Consider the following 16,371-nt stretch of genomic DNA (forward strand, 5'->3'; position numbering starts at 1 on the left):
CATGCAAAAACAAAAACTGATCGCCCTGTTTCCGGAAGCCAGTTTCGGCGCGGCCTTGAACTGCATTGGTATCGCTCAGTCGCTGCGTGAGCTGGGCGCCAGGCCGGTGTTCATCTGCCATGAACATTTCCAGGGGCTGTTCGCCGAATACGGTTTCGACGAGTACCCGATTCCGCAAGCGAGCCCATTGTCGGCTGCGGAACACCAGCACTACTGGGAACGTTTCATCGAGCGCAGCATTCCCTACTTCGACCAGACCCCTCTGGCACAGATCGACAGTTACGTGGCGCCGGCCTGGGAAGCCATCATCGACACCGCCATCGAAGCGGAAAAACCCCTGCAGCAGCTGCTCGGCCGCCTCAAGCCCGACGTGATCGTGCTCGACAACGTAGTGATGTTCCCGGCCATCGCCAATGCCGGTTGCCCTTGGGTGCGAGTGGTGTCCTGCGCCGAAACCGAACTGCCGGATGCGGCCGTTCCGCCGTACCTGTCCGGGTGCCTGGCCAGCGACACCCAGGCCTGCGAGCGCTACACAGAGCAGTACCTGAAGGCTGTCGCACCGGCCCATGAACGCTTTTCGCAATTTCTCCTCGGCAACGGCACCGCGCCGTGCCCTGCGGGGCAGTTCCTCACCGACTCGCCATGGCTGAACCTGCTGCTGTCACCGACGCCCGTGCGCTATGAGCGCCAGCAACCGCTGGACCCGCAACGCTACGTGTACCTCGACGGCTGCGTGCGCCGCGAAGCGCCGTACATCGTCCCGGACTTTCCACGGCACAACGACGCACCGCTGATCTACCTCAGCTTCGGCAGCCTCGGCGCCGCCGACACCGGGATGATGAAGCGCCTGATCAGCACAATCGAAACCTTGCCCTACCGCTTCCTGGTCAACGTCGGCGCCTACCGCGACATGTACACCACCGTACCGGACAACGTGTACCTCGACAGCTGGTTTGCCCAGCCGGCGGTGCTCAAGGAATGCGATGTGTTCATCCATCACGGCGGCAACAACAGCTTCTGCGAAGCGCTGTACTTCGGTCTGCCGTCACTGATCATTCCCTATTGCTGGGACGGTCACGACAACGCCGCCCGCGCCGAGGAAACCGGCGTCGGCCGCTACCTGCCGCGCTTCGCCGATCCCCTGGCCGCCCTGCCCGCCGCCCTCGAACAGTTGCTGGCCGACCAAGCGATGAAACAACGCCTCAAATCATTCAGCGAGCGCATGCAGGCGACCCGCGGCACCGACATTGCTGCACGCGCGATCCTAGACCTCTAGCCATAACAACAAAAACCGTCGGGCAACCGAACGCAATCGTCGCTGCCCGACACACGCCGGAGTTTCAGCATGAATGCCCCACCGCGTCTCGATTCCCTCGACCACGTCATGCCCCATCCCTTCTGGCAGGACACCGTCACCCCACCGCCCGCCGCACCTTCCGTCAGCGGCACAGTGCAGTGCGACCTGGCGGTGGTCGGCGGCGGCTTTACCGGATTGTGGACGGCGCTACTGGCACGCCAGCGCAACCCCGGGCTGAGCATCGCGATCATCGAGGCGCGACACTGCGGCGGTGAGGCCAGCGGGCGCAACGGCGGTTTCTGCGCGCCGAGCATCTCCCATGGCGTCTCCAACGCGCTCAAGCGCTGGCCGGATGAAGCGCAGCAACTGATCCGCCTGGGCCGGCAGAACCTCGATGAGCTGGCCGCCGACCTGGATCGTTTCGGCATGCAGGTCGAGTTCGAACGCCAGGGCAAACTCAACGTCGCCAGCCAGCCGTGGCAGGTCGACGGGCTGCGCTCGATGCAGCGTAACTATGCGCAGTTCGGTATCGACTGCGAATGGCTGGAAGACAGTGCGCTGGCACAAAAACTCGACTCCCCGGCGTATGTGGCCGGCCTGTTCGAACCCAACTACGCCCTGCTCAACCCGGCAAAAATGGCCGCTGAATTGCGCCGTGTTTGCCTTGAGCAAGGCATTCAACTGTTCGAAAACAGCCCGGTCCTGCAACTGAGCGCGGACAAAGACAACCTGCGCCTGCGCACAGAAAGCGGCGAAGTGACCGCTGGCAAAATCGCCCTCGCCACCAACATCGCCCCGCCGCTGCTCGGCCATCTGGCATCGAGCGTGATCCCGGTCTACGACTACAGCCTGGTCAGCGAACCCTTGAGAGATGCGCAGCTGCAAGCCATCGGCTGGATCGAACGCTATGGCATCGCCGATTCCGGCAACCAGTTCCACTACCTGCGCAAGACCGCCGACAACCGGATTCTATGGGCCGGTTACGATGCCGTTTACCATTTCGGCGCACGCCGCGACGAAGCCCTGACCCAGCGCCCGCAGAGCTTTCAGCGTCTGGCCGAACAGTTTCGGCAGACCTTCCCGGCCCTGTGCGGTGTGCGTTTCAGCCATGCCTGGGGCGGCATCATCGACACCTCCGCGCGCACCACGATGTTCACCGGTTGCGAGCACCAGGGCCGCGTCGCCTATGCCTTGGGCTTCACCGGGCAAGGGGTGTCCGCCAGCCGTTTCGCTGCATTGAACATGCTCGACCTGCTGGCCGGCGAGCGCACCGAACGCACCGAACTGCTGATGACCTCCAAGGCGCCGTTCCGCTTTCCGCCCGAACCCTTGCGTTATGTCGGCGTGAAACTGGCCCAGCGTTCACTGGCGCGCGAAGACCGCGACGGTCACCGCGACCTGCTGCTCAAGACCTTCGATGCCTTTGGCATCGGTTTCGATTCCTGATCCGGAGACCACCATGTCCACAGCCCTGCCCCGGCACGTCATCGACTTCGCCAGCGACCTTGCACCCCGTGAAACCGAAATCAACGACCCGGCCGTGGTCGACGCGCCTTATCGCAGCAAGAGTTGGCGGCACTTTGTAGCGCCCGGGAAAAACGCCGTGGCCGGCATCTGGGAGGCGGGACCGCACCGGGAGCGTTGCCAGTGCGATTACGACGAGCTGTGTCACATCCTTGAAGGCACCGTGCGCCTGACCGATGCCGAAGGCGTCGCGCGCACGTTCGGCCCCGGTGATTGCTTCGTGGTCGCCAGCGGATTCAACGGCACTTGGGAAAACCTCACGACGGTGCGCAAGGTTTACTTCATCCTCGGCTAAACGGCCCCGACCGCTACATCAGGCTGCTGACGCACCTGATTGCGCCCGTTGCGCTTGGCCTGGTACAGCGCGTCATCAGCGCGGGTCAACAGGCTTTCCGGTGTGTCGCCAGGTTGTGCATGGGCCACGCCGAACGACGCGGTAATGGTGTCCAGCACCGTGTCGGTGCCCCGGGCCTTGACCCGCAGCGACTGGATTTTCAGGCGCAGGCGCTCGGCAAAAGCGGCCGCGGTGGCCAGGTCCTGGCAGTCCTTGAGCACCACGCAGAACTCCTCGCCGCCGTAACGCGCCGCGAACGCTTCGCCGGACAGCGAATCGCGCAACACCCGGGCGACATGCTGAAGCACGCGGTCGCCCAAGGGATGGCCGTACTGATCGTTGAATTGCTTGAAGTGATCGATATCCAGCATCACCAGCGCCACGCCCGTCGCCACGTTGCCCATGGCCTGTTCAAGCTGGCGGTTGAAGGTGCTGCGGTTGAGCAATTCGGTCAGGCCATCGAGGGTCGCGGCCAGTTGGGCGCGTTCGAGTTTGTCCCGCAGGCTTTTGATTTCATGCTGCGCCGACTGCAACTGGGCGAGGAAGTGCTCCTGCTGCCCCTGCATCAGCCGGGTACTCTGTTGCAGCTGGACCAGGATGCTCGGCAAGCGCTCGTCGGTGGGCTCTTCGAGCATTTGCAGGTATTGGCCGAGGCTGGCCTGGAAGTTCTGGTTGCCCTTCACGCTGCGCGACACATCGCGCTCCATGTCGTCGACCAGGTTGATTGCGTCCTGCTGCCCGGAGCGGGCATCCGCCAGTTCATCGCGGATGATGTACTCGCGAAACAGTTTGGCGGCGGACTCCGGCGGGAAACAGTCGAAGTCGTTGACCACCCGGTCCAGGTGCCGGTTGAGCTCCGGCTCCTGGCCCTTGCTGTAGGTGTACCAGAGCGCGTAGTGCACCGGGTTGGGCGGAATGTTGTGACGAACCATCAGCGGCACTGCCTGCTTGAGCAATGCCGCGGCCTCGCGGGAGTCTTCCGGATACAGCGCTAGAACAGTCGCTCGCGTGTCTGATTGGCTCATGGTTTCACTGTGATTGTTATCATTGGCGTTTGGCAAACTCGCTGAGCATAGCGATACGCCCGGCAAACGACCATCCCGAATTACACAATCATTTCAACCCGCCACGCCGGTTCCAGCATCCTTTATAGGTTGCCCGACATCAGGCCCGCCACGTTCTGCCGGCGACGATAAGCGGTATCGCGGTTCGCCAGCCAGTAGTACAGCGGTGTCGTGACGATCAAGCCCACCAGCCACGACAGATCCGCGCCATCGATATGCACCGCCACGGGGCCGGTGTAGATCGGCGTGTTCATGAACGGAATCTGCACCACAATGCCGATGGCGTAGGCCAGCAGCGCCTGCGGATTGAAGCGGCCATAGATGCCGCCGTCGACGCGGAAGATCGAGGCGATGTCGTAGTCACCCTTGTGGATCGCGTAGAAGTCGATGAGGTTGATCGCGGTCCACGGCACCAGCACCACCAACAACGCCAGCACCAGGTCGACGAAGTGCCCGATGAAATCCGCCGAGGCGCCGATGGCCGCCACGCAGCAACCGGCGAGGATGATCAGCGACAGCACCGCCCTGCTTTGCGCGGTCGGAATCCAGCGGTGGGCGAAGGTTTGCAGCAAGGTGATCACCGAGAGCACCGCGCCATACAGGTTCAGGGCGTTATGGCTGATCACGCTGAGCAGGAACAGCACCAGCATCAACGGGCCGATGGCACCGGTGGCGAGTTTCACCGCGTCCATGGTGTCCATGCCGACGGGCGTGGCCAGCACGGCGACCGCGCCGAACACGAAAGACAGGATCGAGCCCAGCGACGAACCCAGGTAGGTCGCCCAGAAGGTCGAGCTGACCTTGACGTCCTTGGGCAGGTAACGCGAGTAATCGGACACGTACGGCGCGAACGCGATCTGCCACAGCGCTGCCAGCGACACCGTGGCCAGCCAGCCGGAAATGTTGAAACTGCCGCGGGTGAGGAAGTCATCGGTCTGCACGTGGGTCAGGATGTAGCCGAAGCCCAGCACGATGCCCAGTCCCAGCACCCAGGTGCCGATGCGATTGAGCACGTGGATGAAACGGTAGCCAATGATGCCGATGATCCCCGAACCGAGGCCGCCGAGGACGATACCGACTGAAACCGGCACACTCTCGACCACGCCATGCAGCGACTTGCCGGCCAGGACGATGTTGGAGGCGAAGAAGCCGATGTACATCACGCCGGCAATCACCACCACCAGCAACGCCCCCAGGGAACCGAACTGCGCGCGACTCTGGATCATCTGCGGAATGCCCATCTGCGGGCCTTGCGCCGAGTGCAGCGCCATCAGCACACCACCAACCAGGTGGCCGACGATGATCGCGACAATGCCCCAGACCAGGTTCAGGTGGAACAACTGCACGCCGAGCGCGCCGGTGACGATGGGCAACGGCGCGATATTGCCGCCGAACCACAGGGTGAACAGATCTTTGACCTTTCCGTGGCGATCCTCAGGAGGGACGTACCCGATCGTGTGTTTCTCGATGAGCGGGGCGGATGAAGCGGTGGTGGACATGACGAACTCCAAGGCAAGGATGAGTACGTGTTCGTACTTCGGTGTGCGCAAACGGGACGGCGCATTTCTTGTTGGAGGCGATCATGGACAAAGAGCGCGGGGAGGAAAATTAGTTAATTTGTGCCTTTAAACCTTAAAAAATATTGCGCAGTAATGGCCATTTATCAGCAGGAAAAACCAATAAAAATCCGAACAACGAAATCCCTGTGGGAGCGGGCTTGCCCGCGATGGCGGTGGATCAGGCAACATTGATGTCGCATGTGCCGGCCTCATCGCGGGCAAGCCCGCTCCCACATGGATTTGCGTCTTCACACGGTTTCTGTATTACCGCACAGCCCAGGCATTGAAGCGCTGATCCAGCTCTTCGCCATGGTCGACCCAGAACTCCGCATCAACCGCCCGGGCACCGTAAAAACAAAAACAAAGCACAACACACCACCACCCTTTCCCGACATTCGAAAGGGTAAACGGCAAATTTTTAGCCAATGAAGATTCCTGTGGGAGCGGGCTTGCCCGCGAAGAGGCCGGCACAAGCAACATTAATGTTGACTGGCCCACCGCCTTCGCGGGCAAGTCGGATCGCCGCACCGCCGCTCCCACAGGGATTTGCGTCTTCACACGGTTTCTGTATTACCGCGCAGCCCAGGCGTTGAAGCGCTGTTCAAGCTCTTCGCCATGGTCGACCCAGAACTCTGCGTCCACGGCCCGTGCGCCGGCCAGGTTGGCCTCGGCGGTCGGGAGTTGCTCCTGCACGTCCTTGGGCAGCAGTGGCAAGGTCTGGCGATGCACCGGCCCGTAGGGGATGTTTTCCGAGAAGACTTTTTGCGTCTGCGGCTGGCTGGCAAACGCGATGAAGTTTTCCGCCAGTGCCTTGTTCGGTGTGCCTTTGACCACTGCCCAGTATTCCGGGTCGTACAGGCTTTGCGGCCAGACGATGCTCAGCTTCATGCCTTCCTTCTGCGCCGAGGCAATCCGGCCGTTGTAGGCGGCGCTCATCACCACATCCCCGGCCACCAGCCATTGCGCCGGTTGCGCGCCCGCCTCCCACCACTGGATGTTCGGCTTGATCTGGTCGAGCTTGGCAAAGGCCCGCGTCACGCCTTGCGGGGTTTTCAAGACCTTGTACACGTCGTCCGCCTTGACACCGTCGGCGAGCAACGCGATTTCCAGGGTGTACTTGGCACTCTTGCGCAGGCCGCGCTTGCCCGGGAAGTCCGCGACGTTCCAGAAGTCCGCCCAGGACTGCGGCGCCTTGGTCTGTTTGCTCTGGTCGTAGGCCATGACCATCGACCAGACGTAAGTGGCCACCCCGCACTCGGTCAACGCACCGGGCACAAAGTTTGCCGAGTCACCGAAGCGCCCGGCGTCGAGCTTCTCGAACAGACCCTCCTCGCAGCCGCGCAACAACTCGGGGCTTTCGACTTCCACCACGTCCCAGCTGGTGTGACCGGCCGAGACCATGGCCTTGATCTTCGACAACTCGCCGTTGTACTCACCGGCGATGATGTTGCCCGCGCCGCTGGCGTTGAACGGCTGAAAATAGGCCTTATCCTGGGCCTGTTTGGTAGCACCACCGAAGGAAATCACGGTGAGGTCCTGGGGGGCCGCCCACACACTGGCACTCAACAACGCCAGGGCAAACGGAACACTGCAACGCAAGGATCTGGACATGGATCACTTCCTCGGGGCTGGTCGGCCCGTTGTTGTTATGGGTGTTCGGATTCACTCAAGTAAGCCGCCAGGCGATCCATCAGGCGGTCACAGGCCGCCATCTGATCGACGCTGACAAATTCATCGGGCTTGTGCCCCTGGTCCATGCTGCCGGGACCGCAGACCACGGTCGCAATCCCGGCCTGATTGAACAGCCCGCCTTCGGTGCCAAAGGCCACGGTGCCGAAATCATCGCTGCCGCACAGCTCGGCAATCAGCCGGGCTGCGGCGCTGTCGGCGGGTGTCGCCAGGCCCGGATAGGCCGAGATTTTTTCAAAGCGGATGGCGGTATCGGTGTCCACGGCCTGCATGGCCGGCAGCAACGTCTGCTCGGCGTAATCCTGCAGTTCGTCGACGACCACTTGCGGGGCGAAGTCGGGCAAGGCGCGGATCTCGAAATCGAAACGGCAGTCCGCTGGCACGATGTTCAGCGCCGTACCGCCCTGGATTACGCCGACCTGCACGGTCGAGAACGCCGGATCGAAGCGTTTGTCGTGCAATGGCGGCCGGGCCAGGGTGGCGCCGATGTCGCCCAGCCGACCGATCAGGCGCGCGGCCTGCTCGATGGCATTGACCCCATAAGGCGCGTAGGCCGAATGACAGGCGGCGCCACGTACATGGCAACGCATCGCCAGTTTGCCCTTGTGGCCGAGCACCGGCTTGAGTTCGGTCGGCTCGCCGATCAGGCACAACACCGGTGCCGGGATGCGTTGGGGCAGTACTTCCAGCAAGCCGCGCACGCCAAGGCAGCCGACCTCTTCGTCATAGGAAAACGCCAAATGCACCGGGCGCTTCAAAGGGCTGGCGAGAAACACCGGCACGGCCGCCAGCACCGAGGCCAGATAGCCTTTCATGTCCGCGGTGCCGCGACCGTAAAGCTTGCCGCCCGCCTCGCTCAGGCTGAACGGTTCGACCGTCCAGGCCTGGCCGTCCACCGGCACCACGTCGGTGTGACCGGACAGCACGATGCCGCCGGCCACGCTCGGGCCGACCGTGGCCAACAGATTGGCCTTGGTCCGCTCGGCGTTGTAGATCAGTTCGCACGCCACGCCCAGTCCGTGCAGGTAGTCACGCACGAACTCGATCAGCTCAAGGTTCGAATCGCGGCTGACCGTGGCGAACCCGATCAACCGCGCGAGCATGGCGCGGCTGCGCAACTCACTCATCACCGGGCACTCCATAGGCGGGGGCCAGGGTCGGATTGAGGGCGCGGGTCAGGTAGTCCTGCAATTGCGGCTCGTAGGCCGTCCACAGTTTGCCCAGCTCGCCAATCGGGTTTTCATCGGCCCAATCCACCCGCAGGTCGACAATCGGCCAGGTCAGGTCACCGACCACCGACAACGCAGCCGAGTGCACCGCGCCCGCTTCGCCGCCGGCGTCCTGCCCGGCCTGCAAGGCGTTCATCAGGCGGGTGGCGAGGCAGCCTTCGCTGTTTTCGAAGGCCGCGACCATCGCCTCGATCACCCCACTGTTGGCCAGCAGGTTGCCGGCCGCCACGCATTGGTCACCGGCCACAGAGTTATTGATGCCCAGGGCATGGTTGCCGCTGAACACCGCCGTACGCCCGTGGGCATCGACGACCGCCACCTGCCGATACTGGCTGTAGCCATTGCGGGTCAATGAGTGGTCCAGCGCCTGGGGCGGCGCCGAGCCGCCTGCCAGTTCATCGAGGATCTGCGGGCCGAGGGCCGGCAGCGTGATGTTCTGGCTCGACACCGCGCCGACCCCGGCACGCAGCCAGGGGCAGCGCGCACCGACGGCGATGCTCGAAGAACTGATGGCAATGCCCAACTGGCCAGTCTCGGCGCAGCGACCCACGATGGAAAAAGTCATGGCGAATTCCTTATTCAGGGATGACAGCGATCACGTCGATTTCCATCAGCCACTGCGGCTGGCCGAGGGCACTGACCACCAGCCCGGTGGAAATCGGGAACACACCCTTGAGCCACTTGCCGACTTCCTGGTACACCGGCTCGCGATAGCGCGGGTCGATCAGGTAGGTGGTGGTCTTGACGATGTGGCTCAGGTCGCTGCCCGCCTCTTCAAGCAATTGCTTGACGTTGCGCATGGCCTGTTCGGCCTGGGCGCGCGGATCACCGAGGCCCACCAGTTGGCCGTTGAAATCGGTGCCGACCTGGCCACGGACATACACGGTATTGCCGGCGCGCACGGCCTGGCACAGATCGTTGTCCAGCGTCTGGTTCGGGTAGGTGTCTTTGGTATTGAACATGCGGATGCGGGTATGAGTAGGCATTAACGAACTCCCATGAGGCTGGCTTTCTGAACAGGTGCGCGGACGGCGTCGGCTTGACGCTGGGTCGCATCCCGATAGTTGAAATAGGTGTGCTGTTTAACGATGTGATCGGCGATGTGCTTGGCGTCGTGCCAAACGCCCCAGATGAACGCGGAGCCACGACGGGACTGCCACGGCAACCCGACGAAATACACACCGGGCTCGGCCGACACGCCGCGCTGGTGCTGTGGTTTGCCGTTTTCCTTGAAGGCATCGACCTTCAGCCAGCTGTAGTCGGTGGAGTAACCGGTGGCCCAGATGATCGTGGTGACGCCGGCCTTGAGCAGGTCCAGTTCCAGGATTGGATTTGTCACGCAATCCGGGTCCGCCAGCATGGCCCGGGCTTCGGGTTCCAGCGGCAGGTCCAGGCCGTTGCGCTCGATATAGGCGTCGGCCTTGTCGAGCAGCGCGAGGTAGTTTTCATCGCCACGGCGGATGTTGTCGGCGAGGTTGTCTTCAAAACTGACCACGGTGCCATTGAACGATTGAGTCAGGCCGACCAGGGTCATGCCCTGATGCGCCAGGCGACGGAAGTCCACGGTGTGGCCGCCACGGGCACCGCTCACGGCGATGGTCACGTGTTCCTTGCCCGGTTGCATGGCCTCGGCATCCCACTCGCCCAGCACCCCCAGCCACCAGCAGAAATCGCGGTTGCGATAGGCACGGGGTGGACGATCGTGGGCGCCGACCGAGAGGTAGACCTGCTTGCCGGAACGTTGCAGTTCATCGGCGATCTGCACGCCCGACGACCCGGCGCCCACCACCAGCACCGCGCCTTCGGCCAGTTGCTGCGGGTTGTAGTACTGGGCGGAGTGAATCTGGGTGATGCCGGCGATTTCGGGGGCAATCGGTGGAATGGCCGGACGCTGGAACGGACCGGTGGCGACCACCACATGCCGAGCCTCGATCACGCCATCGGAGGTTTCAACGGTGAAACCGGGACGGTCGGAATTGCGTTCGACTTTCTTCACGTCCACGCCGGTGCGGATCGGCGCGTTGAACTTGCGGGCGTAGGCTTCGAAGTACTCGGCCACCTGCTCTTTGCCGGCGAAGGCGTCCGGGTCCAGGCCGTCGAATTCCAGGCCCGGGAAGCGGTCGTGCCAGGCAGGACCGTTGGCCACCAGCGAATCCCAGCGACCGGTGCGCCAGGCTTCGGCGATACGATTGCGCTCCACAACGAGGTGAGGCACACCGAGTTTGCTCAGGTGTTCACTCATGGCCACGCCGGCCTGGCCGGCGCCAACAACAAGCGTATCAATTTCGGTTTTATCAACTGTCATGGCTGTGCACTTCTGAAAGGTGGTTTGATTCAGGTCGGTCATGGCTGCCGCCTCGATTCTGATCACTGTTGTTCTTCTGCTGCGGCTATCGGTATCAGGGTGTTGGCCGCATTCTGTTCGGAGCCGGGAAATAGCGAAATTATGTTTTTTGTGGTTGCTGGCGAGGAAAAAGCGTCGAGGTGACCGGCTGGCCGCGCAAGGTTGCGGTCGACCCGATCCCGGCCTATGGTCCAAGCGATGCATTGCCCGCGACCGGCGCGAAGACCCGGCGCGGATTGCTGTCCATCCAGTGCGGATTCACGCAAGGAGTGATGACATGCCCGACAATTCCCGTCCTGCCGTACTCGAACTGATTGGCAATACCCCGCTGGTACGCGTCAGCCGGTTCGATACCGGTCCCTGCACGCTGTTTCTCAAACTCGAATCACAGAACCCCGGTGGTTCGATCAAGGACCGCATCGGTCTGGCCATGATCGACACCGCCGAACGCGATGGCCGCCTCAGGCCCGGCGGCACCATCGTCGAAGCCACCGCCGGCAACACTGGCCTGGGCCTGGCCCTGGTCGGCCGCGCCAAGGGCTACCGGGTGGTGCTGGTGGTGCCGGACAAGATGTCCACCGAGAAGGTCTTGCACCTCAAGGCCATGGGCGCCGAGGTGCACATCACCCGCTCCGACGTCGGCAAGGGCCATCCCGAGTACTACCAGGACGTCGCCGCGCGGCTGGCGGCGGAAATTCCCGATGCGTTCTTCGCCGACCAGTTCAACAACCCGGCCAACCCTCTGGCCCACGAATGCAGCACCGCGCCGGAGATCTGGGCACAAACCCAGCATGATGTGGATGCCATCGTCGTCGGCGTCGGATCGGCCGGCACCCTCACCGGCCTGACCCGTTTCTTCAAACGCGTACAGCCGGACCTGGAAATGGTCCTGGCCGACCCGGTCGGTTCGGTGATGGCTGAATACAGCCGAGGTGCCCCCCTCCCCACCCCCGGTTCCTGGGCGGTGGAAGGCATCGGCGAAGACTTCATCCCGTCGATTGCCGACCTGTCCAGCGTGCGCCACGCCTATTCGATCAGCGACGAAGAAAGCTTTGATCACGCCCGCCAGTTGCTGCGCGCCGAAGGCATTCTCGGCGGCTCGTCGACCGGTACCTTGCTGGCGGCGGCGTTGCGTTACTGCCGCGAACAGACCCAGCCGAAACGGGTGGTGAGCTTCGTCTGCGATACCGGTACGCGTTACCTGTCGAAGGTCTACAACGACCAGTGGATGAACGATCAGGGCCTGCTGCAACGCAAGCACTACGGCGACCTGCGCGACCTGATCGCGCGGCGTTTCGAGGATGGCCGGGTGATCAGCGTCGGCCCCGACGACACCCTGCTCACCGCGTTCCAGCGCATGCGCCTGGCGGACGTGTCGCAATTGCCGGTGCTGGTGAACGGTAAACAACTGGTCGGCGTGATCGACGAGTCTGACATCCTGCTGGGGGTGCATGAGGACGTTGCGCACTTCCGTAAAACCGTGGCCAGCGCCATGACCGACAAACTGCAGACCCTGTCCCCCGCTGCCACCCTGGCGGAACTGGAGGCAGAGCTGGGCCGTGGGCTGGTGGCGATCATCCAGGATGCTTCGGGTTTCCACGGCCTGATTACCCGAACCGACATGCTCAACCATTTGCGGAGATCCCTGCCATGAGTCAACAGGACAAAAACGCCCCGCCTCAGGGCTTCGCCACCCGGGTGATCCATGCCGGGCAAACGCCGGACCCATCGACCGGGGCCTTGATGCCGCCGATCTACGCCAACTCCACCTATCTGCAACAGAGCCCCGGGGTGCACAAGGGCCTGGACTACGGACGTTCCCACAACCCGACGCGCTGGGCCCTGGAGCGTTGCGTGGCCGACCTCGAAGGCGGCACCCGGGGCTTTGCCTTTGCCTCGGGCCTGGCGACCATTTCCACGGTGCTGGAACTGCTCGACGCCGGCTCGCACATCGTCTCGGGCAACGATCTGTACGGCGGCACCTTCCGCCTGTTCGACAAGGTGCGCCAGCGCAGCGCCGGGCACCGCTTCAGCTTCGTCGACCTGACCGACCTGGCGGCGTTCGAGGCCTCCCTGCAGGACGACACCCGCATGGTCATGGTCGAGACCCCGAGCAATCCACTGCTGCGCCTCACCGACCTCGCCGCCATCGCCCGCACCTGCCGCGCACGCGGCATCATCTGCGTGGCCGACAACACCTTCGCCAGCCCGTGGATCCAGCGCCCGCTGGAACTGGGTTTCGACATCGTGCTGCACTCGACCACCAAATACCTCAACGGCCACTCCGACGTGATCGGCGGCATCGCCGTGGTCGGGCAGAACGCCGAACTGGCCGAGCGTTTGGGCTTCCTGCAAAACGCCGTCGGCGCCATCGCCGGCCCGTTCGACGCCTTCCTCACCCTGCGCGGGGTGAAGACCCTGGCCCTGCGCATGGAGCGGCATTGCAGCAACGCACTGGAACTGGCGCAGTGGCTGGAGCGTCAGCCGCAAGTCTCCCGGGTCTACTACCCCGGCCTGCCCTCGCACCCACAGCACGAACTGGCCCAGCGGCAAATGCGCGGATTCGGCGGGATGATCTCCCTCGACCTAAACAGCGACCTGGCCGGCGCCAAACGCTTCCTCGAGAACGTACAGATCTTCGCCCTGGCCGAGAGCCTTGGCGGCGTGGAAAGCCTGATCGAACACCCGGCGATCATGACCCACGCCACCATCCCGCCCGATACCCGGGCAGAGTTGGGGATTGGTGATGGGTTGGTGCGGTTGTCGGTAGGGGTTGAGGACGTCGAGGACTTGCGCGCGGATCTGGCGCAGTCGTTGGCAAGGATGTAAGCAACCTGAATGGTGGGACACCGCAAAACCTGTGGGAGCGGGCTTGCTCGCGAAAGCGGTGTGTCAGTCGGTAAGGATGCAGACTGACACTCCGCTATCGTCGGAACATCGCCCGAAGCACGCTTGCTTGCAGGGGTGGTGGTGTTTCAGGAGGGCCACCACCGTCAGTGCCATCGCCAGCCCAGGCGATACATCAGACTCATCGCACGCCTCCACCCGCGGCGATTGCTGCGTCCGTATTCATGACGCAGGGTCAAGGGTTCGTCCACGGCGTGGCCAGTGCCAGCGTGATGAGGTAGCGCTCTTCCGTGGGGCGCTTGTTGTCCTTGAAGCGATGAACCACCAGCATCACTTGATACTTGTCTTCCGCATGCCAATAGGAGGTGCCGCCTTTGCTCACGTCACGCAATCGGGCTCGCCATTCTGGCGTGTCGGCGAATGGAGGATCTTCATTGACCCGGATGGGGGTCCAGCCGGCTTTGCGCCATTGTTCCTGCAAATTCAGTACGACCTTGAGGGTGTCGTCGAGCAGTAGTGGCTCGATTTGCGGGGACATGCGGACACCATCGATCAACTCATCATCGAAACCAATCGTGAAAAAGCGGGCCAGTGGGGTTACAAAGCCGTACTTGGGATCAATGAAGCGCAGACGAGCATCGGATTCTGGAATACTGAACCATGCGTGACCAGGAATAGCCGGGCCAATGCTTGCGCTGGAGCGCTGGCGCATGGCTTCGTACGGTTCGCCAATCACCAAGGCGATTTCCGGTTCATCCGACAGGAGTTGAATCACCACCACTGTCAGGAGAACCGTGACGGCAAGCACCACGACACCACGTCGCCACCCCACGCGATGCATCAAACTCATCGCATGCCCCGTGACTTACCAAGCTCCAGCGTGATGAGATAACGCTCTTCTGTGGGGCGATTTTTATCCTTAAAGCGATTAACCACCAGCATCACTTGGTACTTGTCGCTTGCAAGCCAGTAGGCAGTGCCGCCTTTGTTAACGTCCCGCAGTTGGGCGCGCCATTGGGGCGTATCGGCGAACGATGGAAACTCCCTGACCCGATTCGGCGTCCAGCCACCCTTGCGCCATTGCTCCTGCAGGTCCAGCACGACCTTGAGCGTATCGTCTAGCAGCAGGGGCTCGACTTGCGGAGACATATGGACAACATTGACTGACTCATCACCTTTGAAGCTAATGGTGAAGTAGCGCGCTAGTGGAGTTATAAAGCCATATTGAGGGTCAGCAAGACGAAGGCGAGCATCCGCCTTTGGCAATCTACCCCAGAAATGCCCAGGGATGGCTGGATCAATGGCCGCACTGGAGCGTTCTCTCATGGTTTCCCAAGGCTCGCCAATCACCAGCGCGATTTCCGCTTCATCCGATAGCACTTGAGTCGCTGCATATGTCAGGGGGGCCGCCACCGCCAGTGCCTGCACGCCGCGTCGCCAGCCAATGCCCTGCAATAGACTCATTGCACGCCCCTTGATCGGTGGATTCCCAATGTGATGAGGTAGCGCTCCTCGGTGGGACGCTTATTGTCCCTGAAGCGACTGACCACCAGCATCAGTTGGTACTTTTCACCTGCTCGCCAGTAGGCTTTTTCAACATTGTTTGCCTCTCGCAATCGGTCACGCCATTGCGGTGTGTCGGCGAACGATGGGAATTCCTTGACCCGGATGGGCACCCAGCCAGCGTTACGCCATTGGTCTTGCAGATCCAGCACAACCTTGAGGGTGTCGTCGAGCAATAGCGGCTCGACTTGAGGGGACATGCGAACACCCCTCACTTTCTCGTCAGTAAAACCAACGGTAAAGAAGCGGGCCAGTGGGGTTACAAAGCCGTACTGAGGGTCTACGAAGCGAAGGCGGGCATCAGACTTGGGGACGTTGAACCATGAGTGGCCCGGTATGGCGGGGTCGATGCTTGCGCTGGAGCGTTGACGCATGGCCTCGTACGGCTCGCCAATCACCAGCGCTATTTCCGCTTCATCCGATAGCACTTGAGTCGCTGCAAATGTCAGGAGGGCCGCCACCGCCAGTGCCTGCACGCCGCGTCGCCAGCCAATGCACTGCAACAGACTCATTGCACGCCCCGTGATCGGTGGATTCCCAATGTGATCAGGTAGCGCTCCTCGGTGGGACGCTTGTTGTCCCTGAAGCGACTGACCACCAGCATCAGTTGGTACTTGTCACCTGCCCGCCAGTAGACTGTACCGCCTTTGTTGACATCGCGTAGTTGGGCTCGCCATTGCGGGGTGTCGGCTAACGATGGGAAATCCTTGACCCTGATGGGTACCCAACCGGCGTTACGCCATTGGTCTTGCAGATCCAGCACGACCTTAAGGGTGTCGTCGAGCAACAGTGGCTCGACTTGTGGGGACATGCGGACACCCCTTACTTTCTCGTCAGTAAAACCAACGGTAAAGAAGCGGGCCAGCGGGGTTACAAAGCCGTACTGAGGGTCCATGAAACGAAGGCGGGCATCAGACTTGG

The 16,371-nt window shown here is 62.4% G+C and carries 16 protein-coding genes and 1 pseudogene; 5 read left to right on the top strand and 12 right to left on the bottom strand.

The genetic code is table 11. From position 1 onward, the window contains the following. Position 1: 1 nt before the first annotated feature. The 3 genes from PMI34_RS15435 to PMI34_RS15425 all read left to right on the top strand — a co-directional run bounded on the left by PMI34_RS15435 (position 2) and on the right by PMI34_RS15425 (position 3,116). Positions 2-1,276 (top strand): nucleotide disphospho-sugar-binding domain-containing protein, encoded by a 1,275-nt coding sequence (locus PMI34_RS15435; RefSeq protein ID WP_008049648.1) that lies wholly within the window; start codon positions 2-4, stop codon positions 1,274-1,276. A gap of 69 nt (positions 1,277-1,345) precedes the next feature. Beyond that, entirely contained in the window at positions 1,346-2,743 is a 1,398-nt protein-coding gene (locus PMI34_RS15430; RefSeq protein WP_008049649.1) for an NAD(P)/FAD-dependent oxidoreductase, read from the top strand. A gap of 13 nt (positions 2,744-2,756) precedes the next feature. After that, positions 2,757-3,116: a cupin domain-containing protein gene (locus PMI34_RS15425; RefSeq protein WP_008049650.1), complete on the top strand. Its 360-nt coding sequence runs from the start codon at positions 2,757-2,759 to the stop codon at positions 3,114-3,116. Here PMI34_RS15425 and PMI34_RS15420 read toward each other — a convergent pair. From PMI34_RS15420 to PMI34_RS15390, 8 genes and pseudogenes are all read right to left on the bottom strand, one after another. After that, entirely contained in the window at positions 3,113-4,180 is a 1,068-nt protein-coding gene (locus tag PMI34_RS15420; protein ID WP_008049651.1) for a GGDEF domain-containing protein, read from the bottom strand. The two genes, PMI34_RS15425 and PMI34_RS15420, sit on opposite strands and share 4 nt — an antisense overlap. 122 nt (positions 4,181-4,302) lie before the next feature. Further along, positions 4,303-5,718, bottom strand: a complete 1,416-nt coding sequence (locus PMI34_RS15415; RefSeq protein WP_008049652.1) for a purine-cytosine permease family protein — start codon at positions 5,716-5,718, stop codon at positions 4,303-4,305. Positions 5,719-6,042: 324 nt separating this feature from the next. Further along, a pseudogene (locus PMI34_RS29720) lies at positions 6,043-6,126 on the bottom strand (hypothetical protein); the annotation flags it as partial. 222 nt (positions 6,127-6,348) lie between these two features. Beyond that, the gene (locus tag PMI34_RS15410; RefSeq protein WP_008049655.1) at positions 6,349-7,389 is read right to left on the bottom strand and encodes an ABC transporter substrate-binding protein; all 1,041 of its coding nucleotides are present in this window, start codon (positions 7,387-7,389) and stop codon (positions 6,349-6,351) included. A 35-nt stretch (positions 7,390-7,424) separates the two neighbouring features. Next, entirely contained in the window at positions 7,425-8,594 is a 1,170-nt protein-coding gene (gene argE, locus PMI34_RS15405) for an acetylornithine deacetylase (RefSeq protein ID WP_008049659.1), read from the bottom strand. Then, positions 8,587-9,261 (bottom strand): DUF1028 domain-containing protein, encoded by a 675-nt coding sequence (locus PMI34_RS15400; RefSeq protein ID WP_008049660.1) that lies wholly within the window; start codon positions 9,259-9,261, stop codon positions 8,587-8,589. The genes argE and PMI34_RS15400 overlap by 8 nt, the downstream gene beginning before the upstream one ends. A 10-nt stretch (positions 9,262-9,271) precedes the next feature. Beyond that, a complete protein-coding gene (locus PMI34_RS15395; RefSeq protein ID WP_003201555.1) occupies positions 9,272-9,682 on the bottom strand; it encodes a RidA family protein in 411 nt (136 codons plus the stop codon). Continuing rightward, the gene (locus PMI34_RS15390; protein WP_008049663.1) at positions 9,682-11,043 is read right to left on the bottom strand and encodes a flavin-containing monooxygenase; all 1,362 of its coding nucleotides are present in this window, start codon (positions 11,041-11,043) and stop codon (positions 9,682-9,684) included. The genes PMI34_RS15395 and PMI34_RS15390 overlap by 1 nt, the downstream gene beginning before the upstream one ends. Positions 11,044-11,317: 274 nt before the next feature. Between PMI34_RS15390 and PMI34_RS15385 the strand changes: the two genes are divergently transcribed. Next, positions 11,318-12,694 carry a pyridoxal-phosphate dependent enzyme gene (locus tag PMI34_RS15385; protein ID WP_008049664.1) on the top strand — a complete coding sequence of 459 codons (1,377 nt, stop codon included), beginning with the start codon at positions 11,318-11,320 and terminating at the stop codon, positions 12,692-12,694. Continuing rightward, a complete protein-coding gene (locus tag PMI34_RS15380; protein ID WP_008049666.1) occupies positions 12,691-13,869 on the top strand; it encodes a trans-sulfuration enzyme family protein in 1,179 nt (392 codons plus the stop codon). The genes PMI34_RS15385 and PMI34_RS15380 overlap by 4 nt, the downstream gene beginning before the upstream one ends. A 253-nt stretch (positions 13,870-14,122) precedes the next feature. On the opposite strand, the gene PMI34_RS15375 is transcribed toward PMI34_RS15380, so the two are convergent. From PMI34_RS15375 to PMI34_RS15360, 4 genes are all read right to left on the bottom strand, one after another. Then, on the bottom strand, positions 14,123-14,737 hold the full coding sequence (locus PMI34_RS15375; RefSeq protein ID WP_008049667.1) for a hypothetical protein: 615 nt from the start codon (positions 14,735-14,737) through the stop codon (positions 14,123-14,125). Further along, positions 14,734-15,351: a hypothetical protein gene (locus tag PMI34_RS15370; protein ID WP_008049668.1), complete on the bottom strand. Its 618-nt coding sequence runs from the start codon at positions 15,349-15,351 to the stop codon at positions 14,734-14,736. The genes PMI34_RS15375 and PMI34_RS15370 overlap by 4 nt, the downstream gene beginning before the upstream one ends. Continuing rightward, positions 15,348-15,962 (bottom strand): hypothetical protein, encoded by a 615-nt coding sequence (locus PMI34_RS15365; RefSeq protein ID WP_008049669.1) that lies wholly within the window; start codon positions 15,960-15,962, stop codon positions 15,348-15,350. The genes PMI34_RS15370 and PMI34_RS15365 overlap by 4 nt, the downstream gene beginning before the upstream one ends. After that, positions 15,959-16,371: hypothetical protein (locus PMI34_RS15360; protein ID WP_008049670.1), on the bottom strand; the 413-nt coding region annotated here is incomplete at its 5' end. The genes PMI34_RS15365 and PMI34_RS15360, both read right to left, overlap by 4 nt.

It is taken from the genome of Pseudomonas sp. GM74, assembly GCF_000282455.1.
Classification (GTDB): Bacteria; Pseudomonadota; Gammaproteobacteria; order Pseudomonadales; family Pseudomonadaceae; genus Aquipseudomonas.

Excerpts from the sequence above, each read along its gene's own strand:
- PMI34_RS15435 (WP_008049648.1), top strand. The coding sequence starts at position 2 with ATGCAAAAACAAAAACTGATCGCCCTGTTTCCGGAAGCCAGTTTCGGC.
- PMI34_RS15430 (WP_008049649.1), top strand. The coding sequence starts at position 1,346 with ATGAATGCCCCACCGCGTCTCGATTCCCTCGACCACGTCATGCCCCAT.
- PMI34_RS15425 (WP_008049650.1), top strand. The coding sequence starts at position 2,757 with ATGTCCACAGCCCTGCCCCGGCACGTCATCGACTTCGCCAGCGACCTT.
- PMI34_RS15420 (WP_008049651.1), bottom strand. The coding sequence starts at position 4,180 with ATGAGCCAATCAGACACGCGAGCGACTGTTCTAGCGCTGTATCCGGAA.
- PMI34_RS15415 (WP_008049652.1), bottom strand. The coding sequence starts at position 5,718 with ATGTCCACCACCGCTTCATCCGCCCCGCTCATCGAGAAACACACGATC.
- PMI34_RS15410 (WP_008049655.1), bottom strand. The coding sequence starts at position 7,389 with ATGTCCAGATCCTTGCGTTGCAGTGTTCCGTTTGCCCTGGCGTTGTTG.
- argE (WP_008049659.1), bottom strand. The coding sequence starts at position 8,594 with ATGAGTGAGTTGCGCAGCCGCGCCATGCTCGCGCGGTTGATCGGGTTC.
- PMI34_RS15400 (WP_008049660.1), bottom strand. The coding sequence starts at position 9,261 with ATGACTTTTTCCATCGTGGGTCGCTGCGCCGAGACTGGCCAGTTGGGC.
- PMI34_RS15395 (WP_003201555.1), bottom strand. The coding sequence starts at position 9,682 with ATGCCTACTCATACCCGCATCCGCATGTTCAATACCAAAGACACCTAC.
- PMI34_RS15390 (WP_008049663.1), bottom strand. The coding sequence starts at position 11,043 with ATGACCGACCTGAATCAAACCACCTTTCAGAAGTGCACAGCCATGACA.
- PMI34_RS15385 (WP_008049664.1), top strand. The coding sequence starts at position 11,318 with ATGCCCGACAATTCCCGTCCTGCCGTACTCGAACTGATTGGCAATACC.
- PMI34_RS15380 (WP_008049666.1), top strand. The coding sequence starts at position 12,691 with ATGAGTCAACAGGACAAAAACGCCCCGCCTCAGGGCTTCGCCACCCGG.
- PMI34_RS15375 (WP_008049667.1), bottom strand. The coding sequence starts at position 14,737 with ATGAGTTTGATGCATCGCGTGGGGTGGCGACGTGGTGTCGTGGTGCTT.
- PMI34_RS15370 (WP_008049668.1), bottom strand. The coding sequence starts at position 15,351 with ATGAGTCTATTGCAGGGCATTGGCTGGCGACGCGGCGTGCAGGCACTG.
- PMI34_RS15365 (WP_008049669.1), bottom strand. The coding sequence starts at position 15,962 with ATGAGTCTGTTGCAGTGCATTGGCTGGCGACGCGGCGTGCAGGCACTG.